Source organism: Thalassospira sp. SM2505, assembly GCF_054901115.1.
Window position 1 is genome coordinate 1,221,433 of sequence record NZ_CM142731.1, and the last position, 26,192, is coordinate 1,247,624.

At 54.2% G+C, this 26,192-nt stretch carries 29 protein-coding genes; 18 read left to right on the top strand and 11 right to left on the bottom strand.

From position 1 onward, the window contains the following. Positions 1 to 40 precede the first annotated feature (40 nt). The 3 genes from ACTU44_RS05515 to ACTU44_RS05525 all read left to right on the top strand — a co-directional run bounded on the left by ACTU44_RS05515 (position 41) and on the right by ACTU44_RS05525 (position 1,760). A complete protein-coding gene (locus ACTU44_RS05515; RefSeq protein WP_462096882.1) occupies positions 41 to 514 on the top strand; it encodes a tRNA (cytidine(34)-2'-O)-methyltransferase in 474 nt (157 codons plus the stop codon). Further along, positions 511 to 1,374, top strand: coding sequence for an oxygen-dependent coproporphyrinogen oxidase (gene hemF / locus ACTU44_RS05520; RefSeq protein ID WP_462096883.1), 864 nt, complete (start codon positions 511 to 513; stop codon positions 1,372 to 1,374). Before ACTU44_RS05515 ends, hemF begins: the two co-directional genes overlap by 4 nt. Positions 1,375 to 1,508: 134 nt before the next feature. Beyond that, positions 1,509 to 1,760, top strand: coding sequence for a hypothetical protein (locus tag ACTU44_RS05525; protein ID WP_462096884.1), 252 nt, complete (start codon positions 1,509 to 1,511; stop codon positions 1,758 to 1,760). A gap of 143 nt (positions 1,761 to 1,903) precedes the next feature. Here the strand turns inward: ACTU44_RS05525 and ACTU44_RS05530 are convergent, their stop codons facing one another. The 3 genes from ACTU44_RS05530 to ACTU44_RS05540 all read right to left on the bottom strand — a co-directional run bounded on the left by ACTU44_RS05530 (position 1,904) and on the right by ACTU44_RS05540 (position 4,801). Continuing rightward, on the bottom strand, positions 1,904 to 2,824 hold the full coding sequence (locus tag ACTU44_RS05530; protein WP_462096885.1) for a hypothetical protein: 921 nt from the start codon (positions 2,822 to 2,824) through the stop codon (positions 1,904 to 1,906). A gap of 286 nt (positions 2,825 to 3,110) precedes the next feature. Beyond that, entirely contained in the window at positions 3,111 to 3,761 is a 651-nt protein-coding gene (locus ACTU44_RS05535; RefSeq protein ID WP_462096886.1) for a glutathione S-transferase family protein, read from the bottom strand. Positions 3,762 to 3,904: 143 nt separating this feature from the next. Further along, positions 3,905 to 4,801, bottom strand: coding sequence for a branched-chain amino acid aminotransferase (locus ACTU44_RS05540; RefSeq protein ID WP_462096887.1), 897 nt, complete (start codon positions 4,799 to 4,801; stop codon positions 3,905 to 3,907). A 113-nt stretch (positions 4,802 to 4,914) separates the two neighbouring features. Between ACTU44_RS05540 and ACTU44_RS05545 the strand changes: the two genes are divergently transcribed. From ACTU44_RS05545 to ACTU44_RS05555, 3 genes are all read left to right on the top strand, one after another. Next, a complete protein-coding gene (locus ACTU44_RS05545) occupies positions 4,915 to 5,430 on the top strand; it encodes a MarR family winged helix-turn-helix transcriptional regulator (RefSeq protein ID WP_114097976.1) in 516 nt (171 codons plus the stop codon). Between the two features lie 220 nt (positions 5,431 to 5,650). Then, entirely contained in the window at positions 5,651 to 6,379 is a 729-nt protein-coding gene (locus tag ACTU44_RS05550; protein WP_114097977.1) for a response regulator, read from the top strand. Positions 6,380 to 6,429: 50 nt separating this feature from the next. Continuing rightward, complete coding sequence (locus ACTU44_RS05555) at positions 6,430 to 7,764, top strand: ATP-binding protein (RefSeq protein WP_462096888.1); 1,335 nt, start codon at positions 6,430 to 6,432, stop codon at positions 7,762 to 7,764. Positions 7,765 to 7,861: 97 nt separating this feature from the next. Here the strand turns inward: ACTU44_RS05555 and ACTU44_RS05560 are convergent, their stop codons facing one another. Together ACTU44_RS05560 and ACTU44_RS05565 are read right to left on the bottom strand one after the other, a co-directional pair. Continuing rightward, entirely contained in the window at positions 7,862 to 8,557 is a 696-nt protein-coding gene (locus tag ACTU44_RS05560) for a nitroreductase family protein (RefSeq protein WP_462096889.1), read from the bottom strand. Positions 8,558 to 8,799: 242 nt separating this feature from the next. Then, a complete protein-coding gene (locus ACTU44_RS05565; protein ID WP_462096890.1) occupies positions 8,800 to 9,483 on the bottom strand; it encodes a GntR family transcriptional regulator in 684 nt (227 codons plus the stop codon). 306 nt (positions 9,484 to 9,789) lie between these two features. Between ACTU44_RS05565 and ACTU44_RS05570 the strand changes: the two genes are divergently transcribed. From ACTU44_RS05570 to ACTU44_RS05580, 3 genes are all read left to right on the top strand, one after another. Further along, positions 9,790 to 10,566 (top strand): ferredoxin--NADP reductase, encoded by a 777-nt coding sequence (locus ACTU44_RS05570; RefSeq protein ID WP_114097981.1) that lies wholly within the window; start codon positions 9,790 to 9,792, stop codon positions 10,564 to 10,566. Positions 10,567 to 10,772: 206 nt separating this feature from the next. Beyond that, positions 10,773 to 12,263, top strand: coding sequence for a methyl-accepting chemotaxis protein (locus ACTU44_RS05575; RefSeq protein WP_462096891.1), 1,491 nt, complete (start codon positions 10,773 to 10,775; stop codon positions 12,261 to 12,263). Positions 12,264 to 12,493: 230 nt separating this feature from the next. Beyond that, the gene (locus ACTU44_RS05580; protein WP_462096892.1) at positions 12,494 to 13,849 is read left to right on the top strand and encodes a PAS domain-containing protein; all 1,356 of its coding nucleotides are present in this window, start codon (positions 12,494 to 12,496) and stop codon (positions 13,847 to 13,849) included. Between the two features lie 83 nt (positions 13,850 to 13,932). On the opposite strand, the gene ACTU44_RS05585 is transcribed toward ACTU44_RS05580, so the two are convergent. From ACTU44_RS05585 to proC, 4 genes are all read right to left on the bottom strand, one after another. After that, the gene (locus ACTU44_RS05585; protein WP_114097984.1) at positions 13,933 to 14,277 is read right to left on the bottom strand and encodes a tRNA-binding protein; all 345 of its coding nucleotides are present in this window, start codon (positions 14,275 to 14,277) and stop codon (positions 13,933 to 13,935) included. 184 nt (positions 14,278 to 14,461) lie between these two features. Next, positions 14,462 to 14,914 (bottom strand): phasin family protein, encoded by a 453-nt coding sequence (locus ACTU44_RS05590; protein WP_114098056.1) that lies wholly within the window; start codon positions 14,912 to 14,914, stop codon positions 14,462 to 14,464. A gap of 228 nt (positions 14,915 to 15,142) precedes the next feature. Next, complete coding sequence (locus ACTU44_RS05595; protein WP_462096893.1) at positions 15,143 to 15,829, bottom strand: TetR family transcriptional regulator; 687 nt, start codon at positions 15,827 to 15,829, stop codon at positions 15,143 to 15,145. A gap of 36 nt (positions 15,830 to 15,865) precedes the next feature. After that, entirely contained in the window at positions 15,866 to 16,681 is an 816-nt protein-coding gene (proC, locus tag ACTU44_RS05600; RefSeq protein ID WP_462096894.1) for a pyrroline-5-carboxylate reductase, read from the bottom strand. 35 nt (positions 16,682 to 16,716) lie between these two features. On the opposite strand from proC, the gene ACTU44_RS05605 reads away from it, so the two are divergent. After that, positions 16,717 to 17,001 (top strand): hypothetical protein, encoded by a 285-nt coding sequence (locus ACTU44_RS05605; protein WP_462096895.1) that lies wholly within the window; start codon positions 16,717 to 16,719, stop codon positions 16,999 to 17,001. Between the two features lie 64 nt (positions 17,002 to 17,065). Here ACTU44_RS05605 and ACTU44_RS05610 read toward each other — a convergent pair whose 3' ends face one another. After that, complete coding sequence (locus ACTU44_RS05610; protein WP_114097988.1) at positions 17,066 to 17,572, bottom strand: type III secretion system chaperone family protein; 507 nt, start codon at positions 17,570 to 17,572, stop codon at positions 17,066 to 17,068. Positions 17,573 to 17,773: 201 nt separating this feature from the next. Beyond that, positions 17,774 to 18,088, bottom strand: a complete 315-nt coding sequence (locus tag ACTU44_RS05615; protein ID WP_114097989.1) for an accessory factor UbiK family protein — start codon at positions 18,086 to 18,088, stop codon at positions 17,774 to 17,776. A gap of 209 nt (positions 18,089 to 18,297) precedes the next feature. Here ACTU44_RS05615 and rfaD point away from each other — a divergent pair, with 209 nt between their 5' ends. The 8 genes from rfaD to pth all read left to right on the top strand — a co-directional run bounded on the left by rfaD (position 18,298) and on the right by pth (position 26,133). Then, on the top strand, positions 18,298 to 19,284 hold the full coding sequence (gene rfaD, locus ACTU44_RS05620) for an ADP-glyceromanno-heptose 6-epimerase (RefSeq protein WP_462096896.1): 987 nt from the start codon (positions 18,298 to 18,300) through the stop codon (positions 19,282 to 19,284). A gap of 124 nt (positions 19,285 to 19,408) precedes the next feature. Then, positions 19,409 to 20,242, top strand: coding sequence for a prolipoprotein diacylglyceryl transferase (gene lgt, locus ACTU44_RS05625; RefSeq protein ID WP_462096897.1), 834 nt, complete (start codon positions 19,409 to 19,411; stop codon positions 20,240 to 20,242). After that, complete coding sequence (locus ACTU44_RS05630) at positions 20,239 to 21,372, top strand: class I SAM-dependent methyltransferase (protein ID WP_309471217.1); 1,134 nt, start codon at positions 20,239 to 20,241, stop codon at positions 21,370 to 21,372. Before lgt ends, ACTU44_RS05630 begins: the two co-directional genes overlap by 4 nt. Positions 21,373 to 21,407: 35 nt before the next feature. Beyond that, positions 21,408 to 22,229 (top strand): peptidoglycan editing factor PgeF, encoded by an 822-nt coding sequence (pgeF, locus tag ACTU44_RS05635; protein WP_336080200.1) that lies wholly within the window; start codon positions 21,408 to 21,410, stop codon positions 22,227 to 22,229. Positions 22,230 to 22,342: 113 nt separating this feature from the next. Beyond that, positions 22,343 to 23,356 (top strand): hypothetical protein, encoded by a 1,014-nt coding sequence (locus ACTU44_RS05640; RefSeq protein ID WP_462096898.1) that lies wholly within the window; start codon positions 22,343 to 22,345, stop codon positions 23,354 to 23,356. 299 nt (positions 23,357 to 23,655) lie between these two features. Continuing rightward, entirely contained in the window at positions 23,656 to 24,588 is a 933-nt protein-coding gene (locus ACTU44_RS05645; RefSeq protein WP_114097993.1) for a ribose-phosphate pyrophosphokinase, read from the top strand. A 123-nt stretch (positions 24,589 to 24,711) separates the two neighbouring features. Further along, positions 24,712 to 25,332, top strand: a complete 621-nt coding sequence (locus ACTU44_RS05650) for a 50S ribosomal protein L25/general stress protein Ctc (RefSeq protein ID WP_114097994.1) — start codon at positions 24,712 to 24,714, stop codon at positions 25,330 to 25,332. Positions 25,333 to 25,347: 15 nt separating this feature from the next. Further along, entirely contained in the window at positions 25,348 to 26,133 is a 786-nt protein-coding gene (pth, locus tag ACTU44_RS05655; protein WP_462096899.1) for an aminoacyl-tRNA hydrolase, read from the top strand. Positions 26,134 to 26,192 lie beyond the last annotated feature (59 nt).

Sequence of the window (26,192 nt, forward strand, 5' to 3'; positions counted from 1 at the left end):
TCCGAACCGGCCGGGCCACTTTCCGATAACGACAGGCACCATGAGAATCTGTTTATTTGAACCCGACATACCGCAAAATACCGGCACCATTCTGCGGATGGCGGCCTGTTTCGGGTTGCCTGTCGATATCATTGAGCCTTGCGGGTTCTTGCTGACCTCGGCGGCACTCAAACGCGCCGGGATGGATTATCTCGACAAGGCCGATTATATACGCCATGCCGACTGGCGCAGCTTCGTTGAAGCACGCGACAACGGCACGGTTCCCGGTCGCCTTGTTTTGCTGACCACCAAGGGGGCGGAACCCTATTGCGATTTTGAATTTCGCGCTGACGATATTCTGATGCTGGGTTCCGAAAGCAAGGGGGTGCCTGATCCGGTGCATGATTATGTCGATGCCCGCGTGGTGATCCCGATGAAGCCCGAAATGCGGTCGCTCAATGTGGCGATGGCAACCGCGATGACGCTGGGCGAGGCGCTCCGTCAGACCAACAGTTTTCCAAAGAGGACGCAATGAGCAGCACAGACGCAACCCTGATTGAAACGCGCAAGAAAGCCGCACAGACATGGTTCCGTCAGTTGCGCGATGACATCTGCGCAAGCTTCGAGGCGTTGGAAGACAGCTATACCGGGCCGCTCTCTGATCGACCGGCTGGTCGGTTTGAGCGCACGGTCTGGGAACGCGGCACCAATGAGGGCGGCGGCGAAATGTCGGTCATGAAGGGCCGGGTGTTTGAAAAGGTCGGGGTCAATATTTCGACCGTGCATGGCGAGTTTTCCGAAAAATTCCGGGCGGAAATTCCCGGTGCGGCGGAAAACCCGAATTTCTGGGCTGCGGGCATATCACTGGTCGCCCATCCCTGTTCGCCGCATGTGCCAGCCGTGCACATGAATACCCGCCATATCGTGACCACCAAGGCATGGTTTGGCGGTGGGGCTGACCTGACACCGGTCTTCCCGCAAGAAACCGATACCGCCGATTTCCACGGAGCGCTCAAAGCTGCCTGTGATGCCCATGGCGATGACTATTACGATCGCTTCAAAAAGTGGTGCGATGAATATTTCTGGCTGCCGCACCGCAATGAAGCGCGCGGTGTGGGCGGGATTTTCTATGATTATCTTGATGCCGACTGGGACGCGGACTTTGCCTTTACCCAGGATGTCGGCAAGGCGTTTCGCGATATCTATCCGAAACTGGTCGCACGCCATTACAACAAATCCTGGACCGACGAGGAACGTCAGGCCCAGCTGGTCAAACGCGGTCGCTATGTCGAGTTCAACCTGCTCCATGATCGCGGCACACGCTTCGGCCTGATGACCGGTGGCAACACCGAAGCCATTCTGATGTCGCTTCCGCCCGAAGCAAAGTGGCCGTAACGTCTGAACGGCAATCCGTTCGGCCAATACCCGAAATCGAATGGTTGTAGCCCCCCCGCTCCAACCATCAGCCTGTCGTTTTCCTCTCTCATTGCTGCCAGCATTGCCTTCTCGAACTAGAAAAGGAGAAAGCGATGACGCAAGACGAATGGGTAAAACTGATTGCTTTTGGGTTCTGTCATGGCAGAGCGCCATTTGCTTTCCATCAGCAGGATCGGAAATGTGCGCGTGTCTATTTGAAAAAGGCGAGGGAGGCGAAACTTACCTTAACCGATGTAATGGAACACGCACGCCTCTATCTCTCGCAACTTAGAGGTCCCGCAGTCGATGAAGCCTGCCAGCTTGAATATGTTCGGAAATATTTCATGGGAAAGCTGTCTTCGTAACCATGCACCTGCCCATCAGTCAATTTCGTGATCAACCGCCCGGCGGTAATGCCCTGACCACGGGGATGTTGCTCCCGCCTCAAGAAAATGGGCCATAGTCGGGCGCGTGAGTGCTTGAAATCGTATAGAAATTAGTGGCGAATTTATTGTGTGGAAACGGTCGGGGCCTGTTTTGTGATCGTTTCTGATGCTGTTGCGTTCAGCGTCTGCCAATAGGCGACTGCCGGATTGATGACGCCGCTATTGACCAGACAGCGCTGGATAAAGCCGCTTTCGCGCAGTCTCTTGATGCCCCGGTTCAATGCGTCGACAACCATGCCCGAATCCCTCAGACTGGCCGAGACCATGAAATGCTGTGTCGCGGGCAGCGATATTTTGACGCCCTGGATCGGGTAAAGCCAGATGCCGTCAACCTGCCGCCCCATGTCTTCCTGTGACGAGAACTCAAGCAACGTAAAATCGGCACGTCCCGCATCAATAAGCGCAAACATCTGTTTGGTGGTTGCCGCAGTGCTCAGGCTTGCCAGCGACAGGCTTTCAAGAACCTGCCAGTCCAGTCGCCAGCTGCGAATGCCCACAGCACGCAAGTTTCGGATGTCCTGAATGTTCAACTGGCGATCCGGGGTAATCAAATTGCGGCGGGCATAAAGGCCCTTTTCAATTTCACCGGACAGAAAAACCGGTTCGGTTTGAAGGGCGCCTTCATCGACCGAGATGTTGAATATCCAGTCGGTCTTGATATCCGCCTGACCCGACAGGATCATTTTGCGGCTGCGCTCTGAATTCGGGGAGTGCACCGGTTGGACCTCTGCCTCGAAGCCGCCTTCTGACAGCGCTTCGCGAAGCAGCGTATAGTTCATAAGTGACAGGTTCGACTGGTTGGGTTGCCGACATTTGCGGCAATCGTCGGAACGACTGAGGATACAGTCATTCAGGCCATCCAGATCTGCCTGCTGGACTGGAATCCTGATGGTGCGTTTTTGCTCCGATGATCGGGCATCCGCACCGAAACCATCGACGAAAAACAATGCGGCAATGATCCCGAAGAACAGCCTGAACCGCATGGCTCCCTCATATACATTTCTTATTATGTAGTTCAGGGTTTTATCTCAAATAAAGGATGATTACTACAAAAGAGCATCAATCCTTGTAATGAGGATGCGGGCCGGATTTGCTGCGCTTGTGTCATTTCAGGGCAGCTCAAATGCGGATCTTGCGGTTTTTGACCGTACGATCCTGTCGCCATTGTGGCCCGCTTCTTTATGATCTGGTCTGATCACTTCGATAGCGGGTTATATTGTATGAGGATTTAAAAGGTTTTATTTTGCAGATATTTATCAGCGAAATACCCTAGTCATGGGTCTGGCCGCTATAGCGGGTTTGAACCATCGAGGGACGGGTGCCGAATTCCTCATACCATTGCGAAAGCTTCGGGCGACCGGTTTTGAAATCGGCCAACGCGCGAAATTCGATCCATTCCAGCCCGGTGGCCAGCGCAATATGGCCAATCGTGATCGGGTGCTTGGGATCAAGACTGGTTTCGAGATAATCGAATGTCTCGATCAGTTTGGTCTTCTGGCCCTCTGCCAGCGGGGGATAGCGCAAAGGTTCCGGGCGGCGTGCGGTTTCCCAGCGAAGGAGCACACCTGCATCGCACATGCCTTGCGCCAAAGCGTGTAAACGCAAGGCATGCAGCCGTTTTGGTGCCTTGTGCGGGATCAGTTTGCGGCCCTCATGCAGGCGATCAAGATAGTCGCAAATCACCAGTGAATCATAAAGTGTCATGCCATCGGGCAGCACCAGAACCGGCACCTTGCCCAGCGGATTGGCGGCAAAGATCGCATCATTGCGGTTGGTCGGGCTGGTTTCGTGATGGATGACCTCGATGCGCTGTTGCAGGTCCGCCTCGATGGCAAAGACCAGCACTTTGCGGGCAAAGGGCGAGTGGGTCTGATAGAGCAATTGATGGTCGGGTTTTAAATCATCAGACTTTTGGGGCATGGATTTCGACCTTGGACGGTGCGCAGGGCGGTTGAAAGTGACTTAGCCATGCGGTTTGCACGCAGGCAATAAAAAACCCGGTCCAGTGGACCGGGTTGATTATTTGGCAAAATCTAATAATCGATGTGATTATTAAAAATAAATCACTCAGCAGCAACCGCAGCCTTGTCGCCACGGACCAGCGCCATATAGTCTTCCATCAGGGTCTTGCAGACCGTTGCCGGGGTGAATTTGTACTGGCCGATTTCAGCCACCGGGGTGACTTCGGCAGCCGTGCCGGTCAGGAAGCATTCTTCGAAATCTGCCATTTCTTCAGGCATGATGGCGCGTTCGATGACTTCATATCCGCGTGCTTTCGCAAGGCCGATGACGGAGCGACGGGTAATGCCATCCAGGAAGCAATCGGGCTTTGGCGTATGGATCTTGCCATCCTTGATGAAGAACACGTTGGCACCGGTCGCTTCTGCCACCTGACCGCGATAATCAAGCATCAGGGCATCGGCATAGCCTTTGCGCTCGGCTTCGTGTTTGGACAGGGTGCAGATCATGTAAAGACCGGCTGCCTTGGCGTTGGTCGGTGCGGTGTTCGGTGCCGGACGTGCCCATTTTGACAGATCAAGACGAATACCTTTCAGGCGTTCTTCCGGCTTGAAATAGCTTGGCCATTCCCAGCAGGCAATCGCGACATTGATGCGCGTGGTCTGGGCGGAAACACCCATCATCTCACTGCCGCGCCATGCAATACGGCGGATATAGCCTTCGGTAATGTTGTTGGCTGCAAGGGTTTCGATAACCGCGTCATCAAGTTCCTTGGCACCATAGGGGATTTTCATATCCAGAATTTCGCCGGACTTGATCAGACGTTCGCCATGTTCGGCCAGCTTGAAAACCTTGCCGTTATAGCAACGTTCGCCTTCGAAAACCGCACTACCATAATGGACAGCGTGGCTCAGCACATGCAAAGTGCTTTCACGCCAGGGTTTAAGTTCACCATTATACCAGATAAAACCATCACGGTTATCAAAGGTCGGAGTCGTCATTTGCCAAATTCCAATTCAAAATCGTTCCTGGACGTAACTTTATGTCCTTATTTGTCTGGTCGAAGTAACATTCATAGATTAATATGTCAATATAACTGACATAACGGATAAGCATGGCAGATATCTCTACACGTAAAGTCAATCCGCTTTTTCTGCGGGAAGAAGAGCTTAGGCAGGGCATTGAATTGCTTTTTTATGCCTATCGCGATTTCACCGCGGTCGCGGACCAGATGCTTGAGCAATATAATTTCGGGCGGGCCCATCATCGGGTCATCTATTTCGTCAGCCGGAACCCCGGAATTACGGTCAGCGACCTGTTGTCGATTTTGAAAATCACCAAACAGTCGCTGTCACGTGTGCTCAGCCAGCTGGTGCGCGAAGGGTTCATTGAACAGCGAACCGGTTTGCAGGATCGCCGCCAGCGGCTTTTGACCCTGACCGAAAAGGGTGAGGCGCTTGAACGCGAACTCACCGAAAAGCAGCGCGCCCTGATTGCTGCGGCCTATCGCGAAGCCGGTGCCGAAGCCGTCGAGGGATTCCGCAAGGTCATGCTTGGCATGCTGGGCGAAGAGGATCGCAAGCGCTTTGCTGATGAAGGTCCCACGGGGCTGCGCCAGCGCGCCGGTTAGTTCGCAGCCTGTCTGTGCCTGCTGTCGCCGACGGGGGGCAGGCAATCGCGATATAGGTGATTAAGTGACCAGATCAGATAAAGTGCCTTGCGGTCGAAATGCCGGGCACTTTATTTTTGTCTGCAAGGTACCGATGTCTTGATCCTTACGCTTTTGAAACACTTTATCGCCAAGTTATTCGTCATTTAATCAGAATGGTTTCGGTCTTTGGGGACGTGCAATGACTGGTGTTGATCAGCCGCATATTCTGGTGGTCGATGATGATGATCGCCTGCGGGATCTGTTAAGCCGCTATCTTGGTGAAAACGGGTTCTCGGTGTCGGCTGCGCGCGATGCGGCACAGGCACGTGCCAGTCTGGCCGGGTTGCAATTTGATCTGATTGTTCTTGATGTTCTGATGCCCGGTGAGAAGGGTGTTGATCTGGCGCGCAGCCTGCGTGAGTCCGGGTCCAGGGTTCCCATTCTTTTGCTGACGGCTCTTTCGGAAACCGAAGACCGGATCGCCGGACTTGAAGCCGGGGTGGATGATTACCTTGCCAAACCGTTCGAGCCGCGCGAGCTTGTTCTGCGCATCGAGGCCATCCTGCGTCGGTACGGTGAAATGCCCGAACCAACCGAAGAAGTCACAGAGATTGCGGGCTCAGAGATTGTGTGTTTTGGTCGCTTCAGTTTCGATCCGGCCAAGATGAACCTGCAACGCGACGGGGAGCATGTCTATCTGACATCGGCCGAGCAGGCCTTGCTTGCCGCCCTGATCAAGCGCCGCGGGCAAACGACATCACGTGAACAGCTTCATGAAATGATCAGCGGCAATGCGATTGATCCTGCTGCCTCGCGCAGTATTGATGTACAAGTCACGCGCTTGCGCCGTAAATTCGAAGAAGATCCGAAACAACCAAGATACTTGCAGACCGTACGCGGTCGGGGCTATGTCCTTTATGCCGATTGATCAGGACATCTGTCTTGTCAGTAGCGATGAATTGAACAGGGAATTGCACGTTGGGTAGTGAACAAAATAGCCGGATCAAGTCATTGATGCCGACGGGCCTTCTGGGACGGTCGTTGCTGATCCTGATGACGCCGATGCTGCTGCTGCAAATCGTCACTGTTCTGATTTTCTTCGAGCGTCACTGGGACACGGTCGCCCGTCAACTGAGCCGTGGTCTTGCCGGTGACGTTGCCTATGTGATCGATTATCTCGGCGAATATCCCGACAAGGAACATTATGTCTGGCTGCAGCATTCTGCGCGTGCGCATATGCAACTTGATATCGCCTTCGAACCAGATGAAATCCTTGAGGAACAAACAACCGAACCGCCACTTGGTCTGGTGTCAGAAGAATTGTTTGTTGCCCTGACCGAGCGTGTGCAGCGTCCGTTCTATTTCAATCTTGATCTTGATAGCCGCAGGCTGGAAATTCGCGTGCAGTTCAAGGAGGGCGTGATTTCAATCGTCGCCCCGCGCAAGCGTCTTTACAGTTCGACGACCTATATCTTCTTTATGTGGATCGCGGGGTCTGCATTGATCCTGTATGGGGTTGCGGTGATCTTCATGCGCAATCAGGTCCGCCCGATCCGGCGTCTGGCAAAGGCGGCCGATCAGTTCGGTCGTGGTGCCAATGTCGGTGACTTCAAGCCCGAAGGTGCTGCTGAAGTCCGCATGGCGGCAAGTTCGTTCATGTCGATGCGTGATCGTATCGTCCGTCACCTGTCGCAAAGAACAGCACTTCTGGCCGGTGTTTCACACGATCTGCGCACACCGCTGACGCGGATGAAACTTGAACTAGCCATGCAGCAATCATCGCCGGGTATCGACGCACTTAAACAGGACGTGATCGATATGGAGCGCATGGTCGATGCCTATCTGGCATTCGCGCGCGGTGAAGAAGGTGAGAAGGCGGAACTGACCGATATCGGTAAACTTCTGACCGATCAGGTCGGGGAGGCATTGCGTGACGGACAACAGATTGATCTTCACATCGAAGACAGTCTGGAAATGGACCTGCGCCCGCAATCATTGCGTCGCTGTGTTTCCAACATCATGTCCAATGCCGGTCGGTATGCGAACAATCTGTCGGTGCGGGCCGGTCGTCGCGGACAGGATTATGAAATCGTGTTTGACGATGATGGCCCCGGTATTCCGGCAGATAAGCGCGAAGAAGTGTTCAAGCCGTTTTTCCGTCTTGAGGAATCCCGAAACCAGGCGACCGGCGGTGTTGGTCTTGGCATGACAATCGCACGTGATTCCGCACGCGGTCATGGCGGCGAAGTTCATCTTGAAGATGCGCCGGGTGGTGGTTTGCGGGTGCGGCTGGTCCTGCCAATCGGTCACTAGTCAAACTGGAACTTACAGACAAAAAAACCCGCAATTTCTGCGGGGCTTTTTGTCTGTAGGGTGGTGCGACGAGGGGTGAAGTCGGGCTGGATCATTATCAGAAGAATGTCGCGATTTCCGAAAGGTCCTTTTTCTCGGTCGCATGGGCCGGGATGGTGGCGTCCGGTGCCGGGTAGCCGGTGACAAGCAGGATATAGGGCTTGTTATGATCGGGGCGGCCGCAAATCTCGGTCAGGAAGCTCATCGGGTTTGGCGTGTGGGTCAGGGTTGCAAGGCCTGCACGATGCAGGGCTGCGATCAGAAAGCCGGTTGCGATGGAAACCGATTCCGGCACGTAATAGTTCTTGCGCAGTTTGCCATCGGCAGACGCACTTTTGCGTTCGCCAAAGATGCAGATGAGCCAAGGGGCGGTTTCCAGAAACGGCTTGCTGTCATCGGTGCCAAGCGGCTTGAGCGCTTCGAGCCATTCTTCACCGGCGCGGCCTTCGTAAAAGGCGCGTTCTTCTTCTTCGGCGGCAGCGCGGATTTTCTTTTTCATTGCCGGATCGCCGATGACCGAGAAGTGCCATGGCTGATGGTTGGCCCCGTTGGGGGCAGTACCCGCCGCACGAATACAGGTTTCGATGATATCGCGCGGCACGGGACGGTCTGAAAATTCGCGCACGGTATGGCGGGTTTTGATCTCATCATAAAAGGCCTGCGCGCGGGCGCGCATTTCGGCAAGGTCGTATTCCTGATAATCAGGCAGCGGGATGGGCTGAAATTCGGTGGTGAGGTGTTTGGTGGCAGACATGACGCTTCCTGAGATATTGTTAGTTTAAATTGTCAGACAATATTAAAGATGAAGAAGGCCCGGAGCAAGGTGCAAAATATCATCCGGCGGTCAAACTTGGTGTGTTGCGGGCAGCCCGCGCTAGCCATGAAGCCTGTTGCTGATCACGCCAGTGCCGACTTCTGTTCGTGCAAGCCAGGTCGAGGGAAGCTGCACCTGCGTGTTGTGCCGGGATGACGGTATTTGGCACCGACTATTGGCGATCAGTCGGCTTGCGGGTTGGCAAAGTGATCGTCAGACAGCGCCTGAACCAGTTGCCGCGACTGGTCGACATGGGCAATCATGATGGCCTCGGCGTGTTTGGGATCATTGGCGCGCACCGCTTCAAGCAGGTCGCGATGGGTGGCGTTGGTGGCAAGAACCTTTTCGTCGGCCACCAGAACCCGGAATTGCAGCCAATAGACGTTATTGGCAATCCGGCGCAGCTGTTCGCGCAGCAGTTCATTCTTGCTGACATCGGCAAACAGCATATGGAAGGCAAGGTTATGCCGGGACATGGCATTCAGGTCACGGCTGGCCTCGGCGGCGTCAAGCGCGGTCTGGATGTCTTCAAGCGGGGATATCGCCCCGGCAAGTGCAGGGGTTGCCAGACGAACAGCCAAACCTTCGAGTGCACCACGAACTGTGAAAAGATCATCGACTTCGCGCCGTGTCATGTGCCGGACACTGACCCCGCGATAGGGTTGGGAATGCAGCAATCCGTCAGAGGTCAGTTGACGAAAGGCCTCGCGAACCGACGGGCGACTGACATCAAGCTTTTTGGCAAAGTCAATTTCCGTCAGCCTCTGTCCGGGGGCCAGACGTCCTTCGCGGATGGCGTTGGTGATTGCATCTGCAATCTGCTGAACGGTCAGAGCATCAGACATTTCGCCGGTTGATCGAGTCATCTGTCACCGCATTGAGATGTGTCATTGTATCGAGGCAAGCCAGGGTATATCTAACCTGACCAAAAGCTTGTCAATCGGGTCTGTTCTGCCTAATGTGCCTGATTGTCAGACAATATTCTACACTTAATTTTTATTGTTTTATGTAAATTACACAAAATGACAAGAAATATGGATTGTTTTGTTGCGATATACGGTTAGTTGATGTTAAATCGCGCCAACTTGGCATGGAATGCGTGCCGGGATAAAACTCCGTGTTTCCCGCCACGGTTCCACACACAGACAGACGAAACGGATTGATGTAGCGTTATGGCCAGCAATTTTAACGAAGAAACAGTCACTTACGTCCATCACTGGACTGACACTCTGTTCACGTTCAAAACCACCCGCGATCCGGGATTCCGATTCATCAATGGTCAGTTCGCGATGATCGGACTCGAAGTAGAAGGCAAGCCGCTTCTGCGCGCCTATTCGATGGTCAGCGCGAACTATGATGAAGAGCTTGAATTCTTCTCGATCAAGGTGCCGAACGGTCCGCTGACCTCGCGCTTGCAGCATATCAAGGTTGGGGACAAGATCCTTGTCGGGCGGAAGCCGACCGGAACCCTGATCCATGACAACCTGCTGCCGGGCAAGAATTTGTGGCTGCTGTCGACCGGTACCGGTCTGGCCCCGTTCATGAGCGTCATCCGCGATTACGAAACCTATGAGCGCTATGAGAAGGTAATTCTTGTGCATGGTTGCCGCGAAGTTCGCGAACTGGCCTATCAGGAATTCATCCATAGCGAACTCCCGAACAACGAGTTCTTCGGCGAAGATGTGCAGAACAAGCTTCTGTATTATCCGACCGTTACGCGTGAAGAGTTCAAGAACCAGGGCCGTATTACCGAACTCATGAAGTCGGGCAAACTTTATGATGATCTTGGTCTGCCCAAGCCGACCCTTGAAAATGATCGCTTCATGCTGTGCGGCAACCCGGAAATGATTGCTGATACCCGCCAGATGCTGGTCGAGTGGGGCGGCAAGGAAGGCAATATGAACGAACCCGGTCACTTCGTGATCGAGAAAGCTTTCGTCGAGAAATAAACTGCCTTTCCCGGGGCAGTTGATGGCGGCATGTCATTCGATATGCCGCCATTTTTTTGTGGCTGGCTCTGTTTTCGCCAATAGGTTGCAATGATCCTCCTCAAATGAGGATAGATACGTCTAATTCTTTTGTATAGGTTCCGTATCAACGCATCGGCTTGGCAATCGCTAAGTCGTTTTCCTGATACCAGGCGAGAGGACATCACATGGGATCTTTTGGTTTTTTCCGGCGTGGCGACACTGCGACCGCTGCAAGTACGCTTGATGCACTGGAACAGTCGTTGGCCGTTATCGAATTCGACTTGCAGGGCAAGGTGCTGCGTGCAAACAAGAATTTTTTGACGATTATGGAATATGAGCTGTCAGAGATCGTCGGCAAGCCGCATGCAATCTTTGTCCCCGACGACATCCGCCGAAGCCCGGATTACGAGACCTTTTGGTCCGATCTGCGGGCGGGCTCATTCAAAAGTGCAGCATTCCCGAGGATCACAAAGACAGGTCGCCAAGTATGGATCGAGGCAACCTACAATCCGGTGCGCGACCGCAAGGGTAACATCGTCAAGATTGTCAAATTTGCTTCCGACATTACCAAGCGTCAGGAGATGCTGGCCAATTTCGAAGGCAAGGTAACCGCCATTAACCGCAGTCAGGCAGTGATCGAGTTTGACCTTGATGGCAAAATCCTTGATGCGAACGACAATTTCTTGTCGGTGATGGGGTACCAGCTTTCGGAGATTGTCGGAAAACATCACAGCATGTTTGTGGATCCAGATTATGCGAAAAGTCTGGATTACACTGAATTTTGGCGCGAACTGCGCAGGGGGAATTTCTCCTCGAAGCAGTTCAAGCGTTTTGCCAAGGGCGGCAAGGAGATCTGGATTGAAGGATCCTATAACCCGATCTTTGATGCCAATGGCGTGCCCTATAAGGTTGTTAAATATGCTGTGGATATTACAGAACAGGTCAAGCTTCTGACGGATCTGAAGCTGATGATCGACAGCAACTTTGGTGAAATTGATCTGAGCTTGAAAGAACTGGATCAGCGTTCCTCGATTGCCTATTCGAGCTGTGAAGAAACGTCGGCGAACGTTCAGGCTGTTGCCGCCGGTGCCGAACAGCTTGCGGCATCAATTGCCGAAATTTCGCGCAGCATGGCCGGGGCAAGAGCATCAACCGATCAGGTGTTTGAAAAGTCGATTGCTGCGGGCACATCGACAGAGAAAATGAATGAAGTCGTGACAGCTATGAGCAGTATCATTGATGTCATTCAGGGAATTGCAGGGCAGATCAATTTGCTGGCGTTGAATGCGACGATTGAATCGGCCCGTGCAGGCGAAGCTGGCAAAGGCTTTGCTGTTGTTGCAACAGAGGTCAAGAACCTTGCCAATCAGGTTGCCAGGGCGACTGAACAGATTACGGGTGAGATCGAAGGTGTTCAGAGCATTGCCGGTGAGGTCAGCGGTGTGCTGGGCTCGATCCGGACGGAAGTAGAAGATGTGCTGAATAACGTGACGACGATTTCTTCTGCGGTGGAGGAACAAAGTTCCGTAACCCAGCAGGTGTCGAGCAACATGCAAAGTATGGCAAGTTCTGTTGAACAGTTCGCAAGTAGCGTGGACTTTATCCGGGATGCTTCTTCGACAGTTCTGGTAAATGTCAGTCGAACCCGTGAGGCTGCATTGGTCCTTGCGCGTTAAGCGAATTCGACGGCGTGGCCGAAAAGAAGATTGTTCCCAGAACGATCGATTAAAAGAGGCATGGCATATAATCGCCATGCCTCTTTGTTTTAGGGCTCCAGGGTTTTGCACACTATACGAGTGTATTATGTCCTCCCCATATGAGGATAGTGGGGACGCGATCCCGGTAATATATTCACGATAACGAATATGTTTAGCGTTGCGCCAGGCAACAATCCGGGAGAGCCGTCATGAATTCCGTTGCTTCGTCTATCGGGCAAGATCGCAATGATCTGTCATATGACCTGCATGCTGCTGTTGATGTGTCATTCGCCGTGGCTGAATTTGACCTGAATGGCAGGATCATCAGGGTCAATGAGCGATTTCTGGCGATGACCGGATATGACGAAAGCGAAGTTGTCGGGCAACATCATTCCATGTTCCTGCCTGCCGAGGTGGTCAACGGACCGGACTATGATCTGTGCTGGATCGAGTTGCGCGCCGGAAAGAGCAAGCGGGTTGTTCTGCCCTGTGTGACCAAACAGGGTGATCTTATCTGGGTCGAGGAGACCTATGGTCCGATACGTGATTGCAAGGGAGCGGTAAGCGCAATCATGCGGCTTGGTGTTGATGTCACCGAACGTCATGAAAAGCTTATTGACCTGCAGGGCAAGGTCGATGCGATTGAGCATAGCCATGCGGTGGTCGAGTTCGATGTGAAAGGCAATATTCTGACGGCCAATCACCATTTCCTTTCGATCATGGGATATGAACTTGCAGAAATTGTCGGCCTGCATCACAGCATGTTTGTCGAACCTGATTATGCTCAAAGTGCCGACTACCGCGCATTCTGGCGATCTCTTGCCAACGGAAAATACAGCGCCCGGCAATTCAGACGGGTCGGAAAGGACGGTGACGAGGTCTGGTTTGAGGCAACCTATAACCCGGTCTTTGCCCCGGATGGCACGGTTCGTAAAATTGTCAAATTTGCTGTCGATATCACGGGCGAAGTCCATTCGCTGGGTGATTTGAAAACGACCCTTGATTCAAGCTTCATTGATATTGACCGCAGTTTGTGCAAGTTCGATCAGAATTACGAAAGGGTCGCCAAGGCATGTCGTCTGGCACAGGTTCATCTTGAAGCCAGCAGCATGATCGCCGGACGGTTGGTGTCATGCGTTGAGGAAAGCGCCCAACGGATGACGGAATTGCAATCTGTGGCCGATCATGTTTTCGATACGGTGATCGAAGGCGATGTTGCCGCCGTCGCGATGGAAAATGCACTGGATGCGGTGCGTGACGGCGCAAGGGGCACGCCCGAACTCAAGGCACGGATCGACAATCTTGACGAATGCGTCAGCGAGAATGTGCGCATATTGACCGCCCTGCGTCTGGACATGAAAGCGATGCTGGACCGTGTCGCTGTTGTCTCGGTGGCTGTCGAGAAGCAAGGCGATGTCATATCGCAGGTCACCAGCGAGATGCATGGTGTTCAGACGTCGCTTGCGACTTCGCAAGGGTTGCTTTCGGGATTGCAGATGGTGTCGGAAGAAATGGCGGTGGCGGTCGGTCGCACGCGTGAGGCATCGGTAGTTTTGGCGCGCTAATCTGTAAAAAGATAGCGCGGCACGAGCGGGGACAGGCATCTTTGGTGCCTGTCCCTCTGTTTTGGGGGGAACAGGTTCCGCGATCAGAACAGGCGTGCGCCATTGGGCACATCCTCGTCCGGGCGGATCAGGACGATGCCCTTGTCATCGGCACCATCGGGGAAACCAAGACACAGGAATTCGGACATGAAGGGACCGACCTGTTTTTTGGGGAAATTGATGACACCGGCAACCTGACGGCCGATCAGTTTTTCCGGGCTGTAATATTTGGTGATCTGGGCGGATGTTTTTCTGGTGCCGATCTCGGGGCCGAAATCCACCCACAGCTTAAGGGCGGGACGGCGGGCTTCGGGGAATTCCTGTGCGTCGATCACTGTGCCGACACGGATATCGACTTTCAGAAAATCATCAAAACTGATTTCGTTCATAGGGTAAGGGCCTCCTTGTTATGAAGACAGCTTACTGTTCGGAAATCAGGCTGATAAGTCCAAAGCATCGCGGGTGGGCAAATTCCGGAGTTTGAGCAAAATCCGCGGGGCAGACAAAAGAAAATGGCAGGACCTTGCAGTCCTGCCATCAAGTAGATTACGGGAAGTTATCAGCGGAAAGCTGTTACTTCGCAGCAGCGGTCTTTTCGATCGCTGCCTTGAATTCATCAAGGGATTCGGTAAAGCGAGCCTGCAGAAGAGCAAGAGCTTCTTCCTGGGACTTGGTTACCAGACCAGACAGTTCCTTGGCGGTCGAAAGTGCGTCTTCGTATGCAGCTTTCGCGGCTTCGGTCTGCTTGGCAGCCGTAGCCATCGGGTCGTCAGCGGTAGTAGCAGCGAAATCTTTGCCCTGGGTTTGAACTTTATCCAGCAGCGCTTTGAAAATTTCGCTCTGACGCTGAGCAACAGCCTGGAAACCGTCGAAGGCTACCTTGTTGGCTTTGGTGAGGGCTTCCACGTTTTTACGCTGGAAAGCCATCATTTCATTCACGTCAACACCCGGAAGTTTGAAGTCCGCAGTGTATTTGGTGAAGTCGAGGTCAAAGAACGGGTTGGTTGCCTTTTTTGCGGCGGTCATGGTTTTGCACTCCATCAACATTTGCAACAGGTGTGGAATGAGGCGCTATTGTGCGCCGCACAAATTCAACTGCAATATGCCGGAATGAGCCGGATGCGTCAAGGATTATTTTGCACTGCACAATAACTTTAGGGTTAATGTTTTGTGTCTGCAAAATCCCTTGGGTTGGGTTTTGAGAATTGCTGCGTCAGATCAGGGGGTTAGATATCAGGCGCGACCTGATTGTCTTTACTGACGCAGATCTGGGGCCGTTGTGTCGGTCGTGCCCGATGATTTTTTCGACGAGAATCGGCGGCAATTTTCAGAAAGCTTGCGACACAGTTTTGCGGCCTTGCCCAAACCTTTTTCAACCTGCCCGTCCCAATCGGCGGCACGCGACAGTTCGCGATCAAGATAGGCCATCGTCGGACCAAAGTCGGTGCTGTCATCATCAAGCCACTGGCGGAAGGTGCGGGCATAGATTGCCGTCAGTCCGGTAACGCGCAGCGATCCGTGAAGGCCGGATGTCCGAAAACCCGAAGCATCCAGCATCCAGCGCATCGAACCAAAATGACTTTTGATTGCCCGGATCGAGTCCGCCGGGCCGAGATCACCGCGTGCTGCAATGATCGAACGCAGGGCAGGGCGATAATCAGCCAGCGCATCAAAGCGCGCCATGATCACGGCAATCAGGCGATCATGGCCGGGTTCGTTGAAATCATCGGCATCAAGATCGGCCAGAACTTCGTGATCAATGTTGCGGATGAAGCGACGAAGGATATCGCCCTTGCCGTTGCAGTGCGCATGGCAGTCGGCCAGACTGAGGCCAGCAGACCGGGCGATATCGATCATGGTGACGTCATGCCAGCTTTTCTCGGCAGCCAGTTTAAGGGCGGCATCGATCAGGATATTTGGGATATCCTTTTTGGCGGGCATGAGCGTCTCCTGTCAGGTCAGATTACGAAATGTCGATCAGCTTGCAAGCTCGACCGAACGTTTGCGGGCGGCTTCGATAGCACGGGTCATCAGTTCCGGCAGACCGTTTTCCTGATCCATCAGAACATTCAATGCCGCGGCCGTGGTGCCGCCGGGGCTTGTGACATTCTGACGCAGGGTGGCTGCGGTTTCTTCGCTGGCATCAAGAAGGAAGCCTGCACCAATTACGGTCTGGCGGGCAAGCAGCATGGCCTGATCGGCGGGAAGGCCTGCAGTTTCGCCAGCCTGTGCCATGGCTTCGACCAGATGGAAGATATAGGCAGGGCCGCTGCCCGAAAGGGCGGTAACCGCATCCATCAGGCTTTCATCCTCGACCCAGGAAACCAGTCCGACCGCGGCCAGCAGGGTTTCACACATGTCGCGCTGGGCGATGCTGACATTTTCGGTCGGGCACATGACGGTCATGCCGCGCGATACAGCCGCCGGGGTGTTGGGCATGGCGCGTACGATGCGGGCCAGTTTGCCGAGATGGCTTGCAAAGAATTCAATGGTCTTGCCCGCCGCAACCGACAGGAAGACGGTTTCTGCACGGACAAGCGGTTTGTAAGCGTCAATCACATCTGGCAGGACCTGCGGCTTGACGGCGAACAGGATGACCTGCGGGATAAAGTCCTGCGGAATGCCGGCAACGTCGGTAACCCCATGAATGCCATAACTTGCTTCAAGCTTTTCGGCGGCTTCGGCCTGTTCAACGATATAGACATTGTCAGCCTTGAGGCCCTGGGCCAGCCAGCCTTCAAGCATGGCACTGCCCATCTTGCCACAGCCGACCAGCAAAAGACGCGTATTCATAAAATCTGCTCCGCTTTATCCATCGGGTTCTGTTGATGATGACGCTATCAACAGTCTTGATGCAATGCCGTAGCGATCTTCTCAAGGTGGGTCAAGTCAGTGCAAAGGACAAGGGCCCATGGCAGGAGAGCTTTGAAAAAGCGTGTTTATCCACATTGAAGGTGGCTTTGCCTGACAAGGCCGGGCTTTGCGGGATTTTGTTTTGTCAGGCCATGCGCAAGATGCGGCTTTGCGCGATTTGTTTTGTTTGGCAAAAAAAGCGGCTGCTTGCAAAAAAAACTGCATTGCAACGAAAAAGGACGGCAATCATGCCGTCCTGATACGTCAGATCAGTCAAACCACCGGGCACATTGCCGGGATGGTTTGTGATGGTCTGGTGTGGTCCTAGGCCTGACCTGCCGGTTCGAGCATTGCATGGGTCAGGGCATCGTCCGGGGATTGACCCTGGCCGAGAACAAAGTTGAAGGCCGGGAAGAAGCGTTCGCATTCCGAAATCGCGATATCGATCAGTTCCTCGAACTGTTCGACCATCGGGGGAACGTCTCCTCCAAACAACAGCGTGTGGCGGAACAGCGGCATGTTTTCTTCAAGCCACAGCCCGAAATGCCCGATCCAGAGCTGTTCGTTGCATTTGGCAACCAGCTCGTACATGCGCGGACGCAGGGGTTCGGGTACAAACAGGTCAAAGCAACATGCGATATGCAGCGCCTCGGCATCGTCGCGCCAGGTGAAATAGACCAGATAAGTACACCAATGGGCCGGAATCTCGACCACCACCTCGTCGGTGCTGCGTCGTTCCAGATGCCATTGGTTCGTGCGAGCGATATCTTCGACAAGGAGCAACGGATTTTCGTCGCCCAGATCGCCAATATCGTCGAGTTGGTCGTTCATATATACCCAGCCTGTATAAGCATGTGCGAAAGGGCGCGCACTATATGCCGGTGCCCGCCGTCTTTCAACCGTCCTGCGACGCAGGAGCGCAATGAATTTTGGAACTCGGCTTAAGCCCGGTCCGTTTTATCCGTCCTGATCGACCTTTCAGCGATCCTGATAGACGGCCCACATCCATTTATGTGGGGATTTAAACGGCGATCAGGCGTCTTTTTTTGCAGCCGGTTTCGAAGCCGCGCGTTTTGCCGCCGGTTTGGCAGGGGCTTCAGCTGCTTCGAGACGTTTTTCAAGTTCGACGATGCGGGCTTCAAGCGCGTCAATGCGTTCGGCGGCCTTGATCGCGACATCATGGACGACGTCAAATTCTTCGCGGGTGACCATATCCATGCCCATCAGGATTTTTTCGAATTGCTGACGGACAAGGGCATCAACTTCGCCTTTGACGCCCGTCATGGTGCCCAGTGCAGAATTGGTCACGCGGGTAATGTCGTCGAGAATGCGGTTGTTGATCTGCATGATGGTCTCCGGCTTTTGGGATCAATGTGTTGCGCATAATATGGGTGTTCGCTGTCATAGAGCAAGCTGATCGTCAGCAAAGGGCAATCTGGCGAACTTGCTGTGACGATATCGTGATTTTGACTGGCTTTTCTTGCTCCAGATCAGGGGCGGTCCTATAAAGTGACCAGAAAGTTCGATCAATGGGTTTTGCCCGCCAGGAGAATGCAATGCTTATCGTCACCGGTGGTGCCGGCTTTATCGGTTCCAATATTGTTGCTGCCCTTGAAGAACGCGGGGAAACCGACATTGTTGTCGTTGATCGCCTGCGCGACGGCATCAAGTGGAAAAACATTGCCAAGCGCAATCTGCGCGACATTGTCCATCCCGACGAACTGCCTGCTTTTCTTGAACAGCATTCGGGCAATGTCGATGCGATTTTCCATATGGGTGCGATTTCCGCGACCACGGAAACCGATGCCGACAAGATCCTGAACAACAACCTGAAACTGACGACCTGGCTTTGGGACTGGTGTGCGCGCCATTCGGCACGGCTGATCTATGCATCCTCGGCCGCGACCTATGGCGATGGCAAGCAGGGCTTTGATGACAGCTTTGACGAGGCTGATCTTGCCAAGCTGGCACCGCTCAATGCCTATGGCTGGTCCAAGCATGCGACCGACCGTCGTTTTCGCCGTATTCTCGATCAGAACGGCTTCCGCCCGAAACAGTGGGCCGGCCTGAAATTCTTTAACGTCTATGGCCCGAATGAATATCACAAGGGCGGTATGCGTTCGGTGGTTTCGCAGATGTTTGACAAGCTGTCGGCTGGTGAAACCGCAACACTTTTCAAATCCCATCATCCCGATTACGAGGATGGCGGACAGCTGCGTGACTTTGTCTGGGTCGGTGATGTGGTCAGTATCATCATGTGGCTTTATGACAATCCGCAGGTCAGCGATCTGTTCAATATCGGGACCGGCAAGGCGCGCAGTTTCAAGGACCTTGCCCTTGCCGTCTTTGATGCCATGGGCAAGGAGCCGGTCATCAATTATATACCGACCCCGGAATCCATCCGTGACAAGTACCAGTATTTCACCGAAGCCAATATGAACAAGCTGCGTGCGGCGGGCTATGATCGTGACATGACATCCCTTGAAGAAGGGGTGCGTCTTTATATTCAGGATTATCTCGCGACCGAAGATCCGTTCCGTTAACAGGATGTGGATCCGCAGCATCGGTCTGTTTGCCATGATGCTGCCCATATCCTTTGGGACATCAGGATCATCACCCGAACATGATCGTTCGATTTAACTGCTTCTGCCAACCGGAGTTTCCCCGATGCTGAGCCTTGCCTTTCCGGCGATAGACCCGATTGCGATTTCCATCGGCCCGATTGCCATTCGCTGGTATGCGCTGGCCTATATCGCGGGGCTGCTTCTGGGGTGGAAGTACGTGGTTTATTACTGCACCAAGTCGCCCAACATCATGAGCAAACGCGACGTTGATGATTTGCTGTTCTGGGCCACACTTGGTGTGATCCTTGGCGGGCGGCTGGGATATATCCTGTTTTACAATCTGGAATATTATCTCGAAAATCCGGCCAATATCCTTAAGGTCTGGCAGGGCGGCATGGCATTCCATGGCGGGTTCATGGGGGTCATCGTCGCGATCATCCTGTTTGCGCGCAAACGCGGGATTTCGATCCTTGCCGTACTTGATGCCGCGGCTGTCGCAACCCCGATTGGTCTGTTTTTCGGGCGCATTGCCAACTTCATCAATGGCGAGCTGTTCGGGCGCACCACCGACGTGGCCTGGGGCATTGTATTCCCCAATGGCGGACCAGAACCGCGCCATCCGAGCCAGCTTTATGAAGCAGCCCTTGAAGGTCTGATCTTGTTTGTTGTGTTGTTTGTCTTGTCGCGCAGTGCCTTTGTGCGTCATCGTCCGGGCATTCTTGGCGGAACATTCGTTGCCGGATATGGCATTTCGCGGATCATTGTCGAATTCTTCCGCCAGCCCGATGCACAGCTTGGCTTCCTTGCCGGTGGAGCGACGATGGGGCAGCTTCTGTCGATCCCGATGGTGCTGTTCGGGGTCGGTTGCATTGTCTATGCAATGAAATCCAAGCCGATTGAAACCCGTGCCCATCCCAAAGAGGCAGAAGCCGCGTGAGCCAGCTGCCTGAAACCGATAGCCCGCTTCTGGATCATATCAAGCGCCGGATTGCGCTTTCCGGGCCGATCAGCATTGCCGATTTCATGAATGAGGCGCTGGCCCATCCGGAATATGGCTATTACCGCAAACAGGATCCGTTCGGGCGCGCCGGTGATTTTATTACCGCACCCGAAGTCAGCCAGATGTTCGGGGAACTGATCGGTCTTTGGGCCGCCGTGACCTGGCAGCAACTGGGCTGTCCGCCCAAGATTGATCTGATTGAACTGGGACCGGGACGCGGGACGCTGATGTCCGATGCCTTGCGGGCCGTGCGCAATGTGCCGGGTATTGGTGACGCCTTGACGGTGCGGTTTGTCGAAACCAGCCCGGTTCTGCGCACCCATCAGCAAACTGCCATCATGGCATATGGCATTCCGGCCACCTGGCACGAAGCGTTTGACGATATCCCGACACGTGCGGGCGTGCCCGCAATTGTGATTGGCAATGAATTCTTTGACGCCCTTCCGATCCGTCAGTTTGAGCGGGGCGATCATGGCTGGGCCGAGCGGCTGGTTGGTGTTGATGCCAATAGTGGCGAACTTGGGTTTGTCCGTGGACGCGAAACCCCGGTGACCGATGCACTGATCCCGGCCACATTGCGCGGGACAGCCAAAAAGGGTGACATCTTTGAAAGTTGCGCCCCGGCAATCGCCATCGCTGATCAGATTGCGCGGCGCCTCAATGAAACAGAGGGCGCGGCACTGTTTATTGATTACGGGCATCCGAGCAGTGCCTTTGGCGATACGTTGCAGGCACTAAAGGGCCATGAATATCATCCGGTCCTGAGCGATCCGGGCGATGCTGATCTGACCGCACATGTGGATTTTGCCGCCATTGCACGGACGATGAATGAAGCAGGCGGACGCACAGGTGCGGTTTTGACGCAGGGTACGTTCCTTAAAATGCTGGGCATTGAACAGCGTGCCGAGCTTTTGAAAACCAGTGCCGATGAACAACAGGCCGTTGCCATTGATCAGGCATTGGCACGGCTGATTGATGCCGACCAGATGGGAACGCTTTTTAAAGTTCTGATCGGATATGGTCGCAATACAACCCCGCCACCTTGTGTAAGTGGCGTTGCGGGCTAAATACCGATCAACCAGAACGACGGAGCCACCGATCCATGACCCATCCGATTACTGACGGTATCGAACGTTCGTCAAACGGGCTGACATGGTTTGAAGCCGAACGCCTGTCGGGCAAGCACGGGCTGCGCCACGGGTTCCTTAGTCGCAAGGGCGGGGTCAGTGACGGTATTCATGGCGGGCTCAATGTCGGTTTCGGATCCGATGATGACAAGGACCGGGTTGCCGAGAACCGCGCGCGTGCCGCATCGGCCTTTGCTACAATTTCCGAAAATCTGACCACGGTCTATCAGGTGCATGGCACCGATGTAGCCGTTCTTAACAAGCCGCTTTCACGTGACGAGGCACCCAGGGCTGATGCGATGGTTACTGACCGTCCGGGCATCATGCTGGGCATTCTGACGGCCGATTGTACGCCGGTGCTGTTTCATGATCCGGTTGCCGGTGTGATCGGGGCCTGCCATTCCGGCTGGCGCGGATCATATGGCGGCATTTCGGCCAGCACGGTTGCGGCGATGGAAAAGCTTGGTGCGAAGCGCGAAAACATCACTGCCGCAGTCGGGCCATGCATTGCGCGCAAATCCTATGAGGTGGATGGCGCGTTTCGCGACACCATTCTGGGCGGACCCGAAGGCAATGATGATTTGTTTGACGCATCGGTGCGGGACGGACATTTCATGTTTGATCTGCCGGAATATGTGCGGCGCCGGACCATTGCGACCGGGATTGCATCGGTCGAGCTGGTGGCGCGCGATACCCTGGCCGAAGAACATCTTTTTTACAGTTACCGCCGCACGACGCTTCGCAAGGAGCCCGATTACGGGCGGCAACTTTCCGCAATCATGTTGACAGAGGCGTAGGGCCAAACACGGCTCAGGGGGAGACGTCATGCCGCATATGATTATGCTGTTTTTCTTTATGATCATCGCAACCATGGTTGGTTGCGTTTTGATGTGAATATGTAAGTGGCCTTATGACATCAATCCTCCGTTCCCTTGTTCTGTTTGTTCTGACAATTGCCCCGCTTGCGGCCTGTGGTGATTTGCCGCGCCCGTTCGAGGGGGCCGGACGTGAAGGTGATCCGTCACTTCTGGAATTGCGTGATACCGGAACGGTGCGGGTCGAAGGCGGTGATGACTTGCCCGAAGGTGCGTCGGCACATCTGGCGCGCGCCATGGCACGTGCCTTGCGCAACCGTGATATCCCAGCCTATAGCGACAGTTCCGAAGGCGGCAGTTACATCCTGCGCCCGAATGTGGAAACAAGTCTTGTCGAAGACGGTGCCAAGCTTGATCTGACCTGGGTTCTGATGCGCCCGGATGGTCTGGCGATTGATACGGTACGATCGAGTGGTGAACTTTCTGCCGAACAATGGTTTGCCGACAGACCGGGCGGTCCCGAAGAAAACAGCCTGCTGGTCCCGCAAGATCTGGCTGAAAAGGTCCGGGAACTTGACGGCATCAAGGAAGACCCGATGGTCAGGACCTATGACGGTCTGGTGGCGACCCCGGCAGACGAGATTGCCTTTATGATCACCGGTGACCGGTCGGCATTCAAGGCAGCGCCGTTTATGAAGATTGCGCTGATCGATTTTTCCGGCGCACCTGGCGATGGTAATACGGCACTTTCGCGCTCGGCCGGGGCGTTGCTGCAATCCAAGGGTATTCTTGTTGATAACAGGGAAATCGATGAAAACAGCGTGATCCTGTCCGCGACCATTGCTGTGACACCGGTTGAAAACAGCAAGAACCCGCCGGTCGACAAGGTATCCATTGAATGGATCATCATGGAAACCAACGGCAGCGAGCTTGGCCAGATGAACCAGAACAATGTCGTGCCCCATGGCAGTCTTGATAAATACTGGGGGCCGGTGGCATCGCTTGCGGCACAGGCGGCGGTCGAAACACTTGAAGGTGTTCTGGGCCAGATTGCCACGCGCAAAAAGCTTCAGTTGCGGGCAGATAAAAAGACGCTTTCTGCCCGATAGGGTTCCGTTAAGGTGGCGAATGGCCGCCTGATGCATGACAGCCTTGTCGTTATTCGTCATTGGCCCCATTTACAGACTGTTAACGGCTGGTTATAAAGCCGCCGCGAACTGCCATGGTGCAGATTTGCCCATGAATGGTCTTTGAGTGTCGTGAACATGTCGTCAGTTCGGGCGGGGTTTCCCCGGTTTCCGGGCATTTGGGCGACAGGGGCAAGCGGGACCGCTCCTGGCTGATCTGTGTTGGTGGAGTCGCAAAAAGATTTTTCGCTTTCCCGGCACCCATTAACCGAGGCCCCGCTATGAAGATCCTCGCTGGTAACAGTAACCGCCCGTTGGCTGAGGCAATTGCTGACCATCTGAATCTGCCGCTTACCCGCGCAGATGTTAAGCGTTTCTCCGATGAGGAAATCTGGTGTGAAATTCAGGAAAACGTCCGCGGTGAGGACGTTTTTGTCATTCAGAGCACCTCTTTCCCCGCAAACGACAACCTGATGGAACTTCTGGTGATACTCGACGCGCTGCGTCGTGGGTCTGCACGTCGCATCACGGCTGTCATTCCGTATTTCGGCTATGCCCGTCAGGATCGTAAATCCGGTCCCCGTACCCCGATTTCGGCAAAGCTGGTTGCCAACCTGATTACGGTTGCCGGTGCTGACCGCGTTCTGACCATGGATCTCCATGCCGGTCAGATTCAGGGCTTCTTCGACATTCCGCTTGATAACCTGTTTGCATCGCCGGTTCTGACCAGCGACATCCGCAACAAGTTCGAAGGCCAGAAACTGGTCATCGTCAGCCCGGATGTCGGCGGTGTTGCCCGTGCGCGTTCCGTTGCAAAACGTCTGGATGCCGAACTTGCGATCATCGACAAACGTCGTCCGCAGGCCGGTGTTTCCGAAGTCATGCATGTTATCGGTGACGTCAAAGACGCAGCCTGCATTCTGGTCGACGATATCGTTGATTCGGCAGGCACCCTTTGCAATGCAGCCGGTGCCCTTAAAGAACGCGGCGCATCGTCGGTTGCGGCATATGTTTCCCACGGTGTCCTGTCGGGCCCGGCGGTTGAGCGTATCGCCAATTCCCCGATGACCGAAGTTGTCACTACCGATTCCATCCGTGCATCGGATGCGGTTCGTGACTGCACTAAAATCCGACAGCTTCCGATTGCGCCGCTGATGGCTGAAGCCATCCGCCGTATCTCGGAAGAAAAATCTGTTTCCGTTCTTTTCGATTGAGGGTATAAGGCCCTCGTCGCGGTGGCACCCCTGGAGGCCACCGCGCTTGTTTTCGTGGGCTTTCAGCGGTGATTTTCACCAACCTGCGAGAACAATATTTTTATAGTTCAAGGAGATTTTCCGATGGCAAACACTGTTATCACTGCGGAAATCCGTGAACGGGCCGGAAAGGGGGCCGCCCGTGCCGTGCGTCGTGCCGGTATGGTCCCTGGTGTCATTTATGGTGCAAAACAGGAAGCTGTTCTGTTCCAGATCGACCCGCGTCCGCTTTGGAAACTTCTGCATAAGCCGGGCTTCTATTCTCATGTTCTGACCGTTGAAGTCGGAAAAGAGAAATATGAAGTTCTGCCGCGCGACGTTCAGTTCGACAAAGTTACCGATCAGATTCTTCACATCGATCTTCTGCGCTTTGCAAAAGGCCAGACCATCCATGTTGAAGTTCCGGTTCGCTTCGAAAACGAAGAGAAATCGCCGGGCCTGAAAAAAGGCGGCGTTCTTAACGTTGTCCGTCACGATGTCGAAGTTATCTGCGCTCCGAATGCAATTCCGGAAGAGCTGGTCTTTGACCTTTCGGGTGTTGAAGTTGGTGACTCGATCCACATCTCGGCAATCAAACTGCCGAAAGGTGTTGAGCTTGCGATTACCGACCGTGACTTCACCGTTGCGACCGTTGCTGCTCCGTCCGCTCTGAAGTCGGAAGAAAATGCCGCTTCGGACGAAGACGCAGAAGCGACCGAAGAATAAGATCGAGGTCTTACGATGTTTTTGGTGGTTGGATTGGGAAACCCGGGATCGGGCTATGCCGCCAATCGCCACAACATTGGCTTCATGGCGGCGGACGAACTCGTCCGCCGCTATTCTTTTGGGCCCTGGCGTAAAAAGTTTCAGGGTCAGATTTCCGAAGGTGAACTGAACGGTCAAAAGATTCTGGTTCTGAAACCGGAAACCTTCATGAACCTTTCGGGACAAAGCGTTGGCGAAGTGCTGCGCTTCTACAAGATTCCGGTCGAAGACGTTATTGTCCTGCATGATGAGCTGGACCTGCCACCGGGCAAGCTGCGCGTCAAACGCGGCGGCGGCCATGGCGGCCATAACGGATTGCGATCCATTGATGCCCATTGTGGCAAGGAATATCGCCGGGTCCGTCTTGGCATTGGTCATCCGGGGGATAAATCCCGTGTGCATGGCCATGTTCTTGGGGATTTCTCCAAGGCCGAGAGTGAAGGCTGGCTGATGGCGCTTCTGGACGGGGTTGCGGCGGAATTCGCGCGACTGGTCAAGGGCGATGATGGCGGCTTTATGAGCAAGGTCTCGGCCATTGTGAGCCCGCCCAAGCCCAAGGCACCGAAGAAAGACAAACCGGCTACCAAACCGGCCGGGAATGATGGCGACACCGATGCGGGTCTGCAAAGGCAGGCTGGCGACGGATTGGACGAATTGTCCGGTGCAGCAAAGGTCCGCGTGGAACGCGCAGACACACCGGTCAGCAATGCAGCTTCGGCCATGGCCGAAGCCCTTGCCAGGGCATTTGGCAAAAAGAAATAGTCTTTCGGTCTGGCAATACCCGGATCGATCCTGATGAACAGAAATTCAAGTTACGGAGC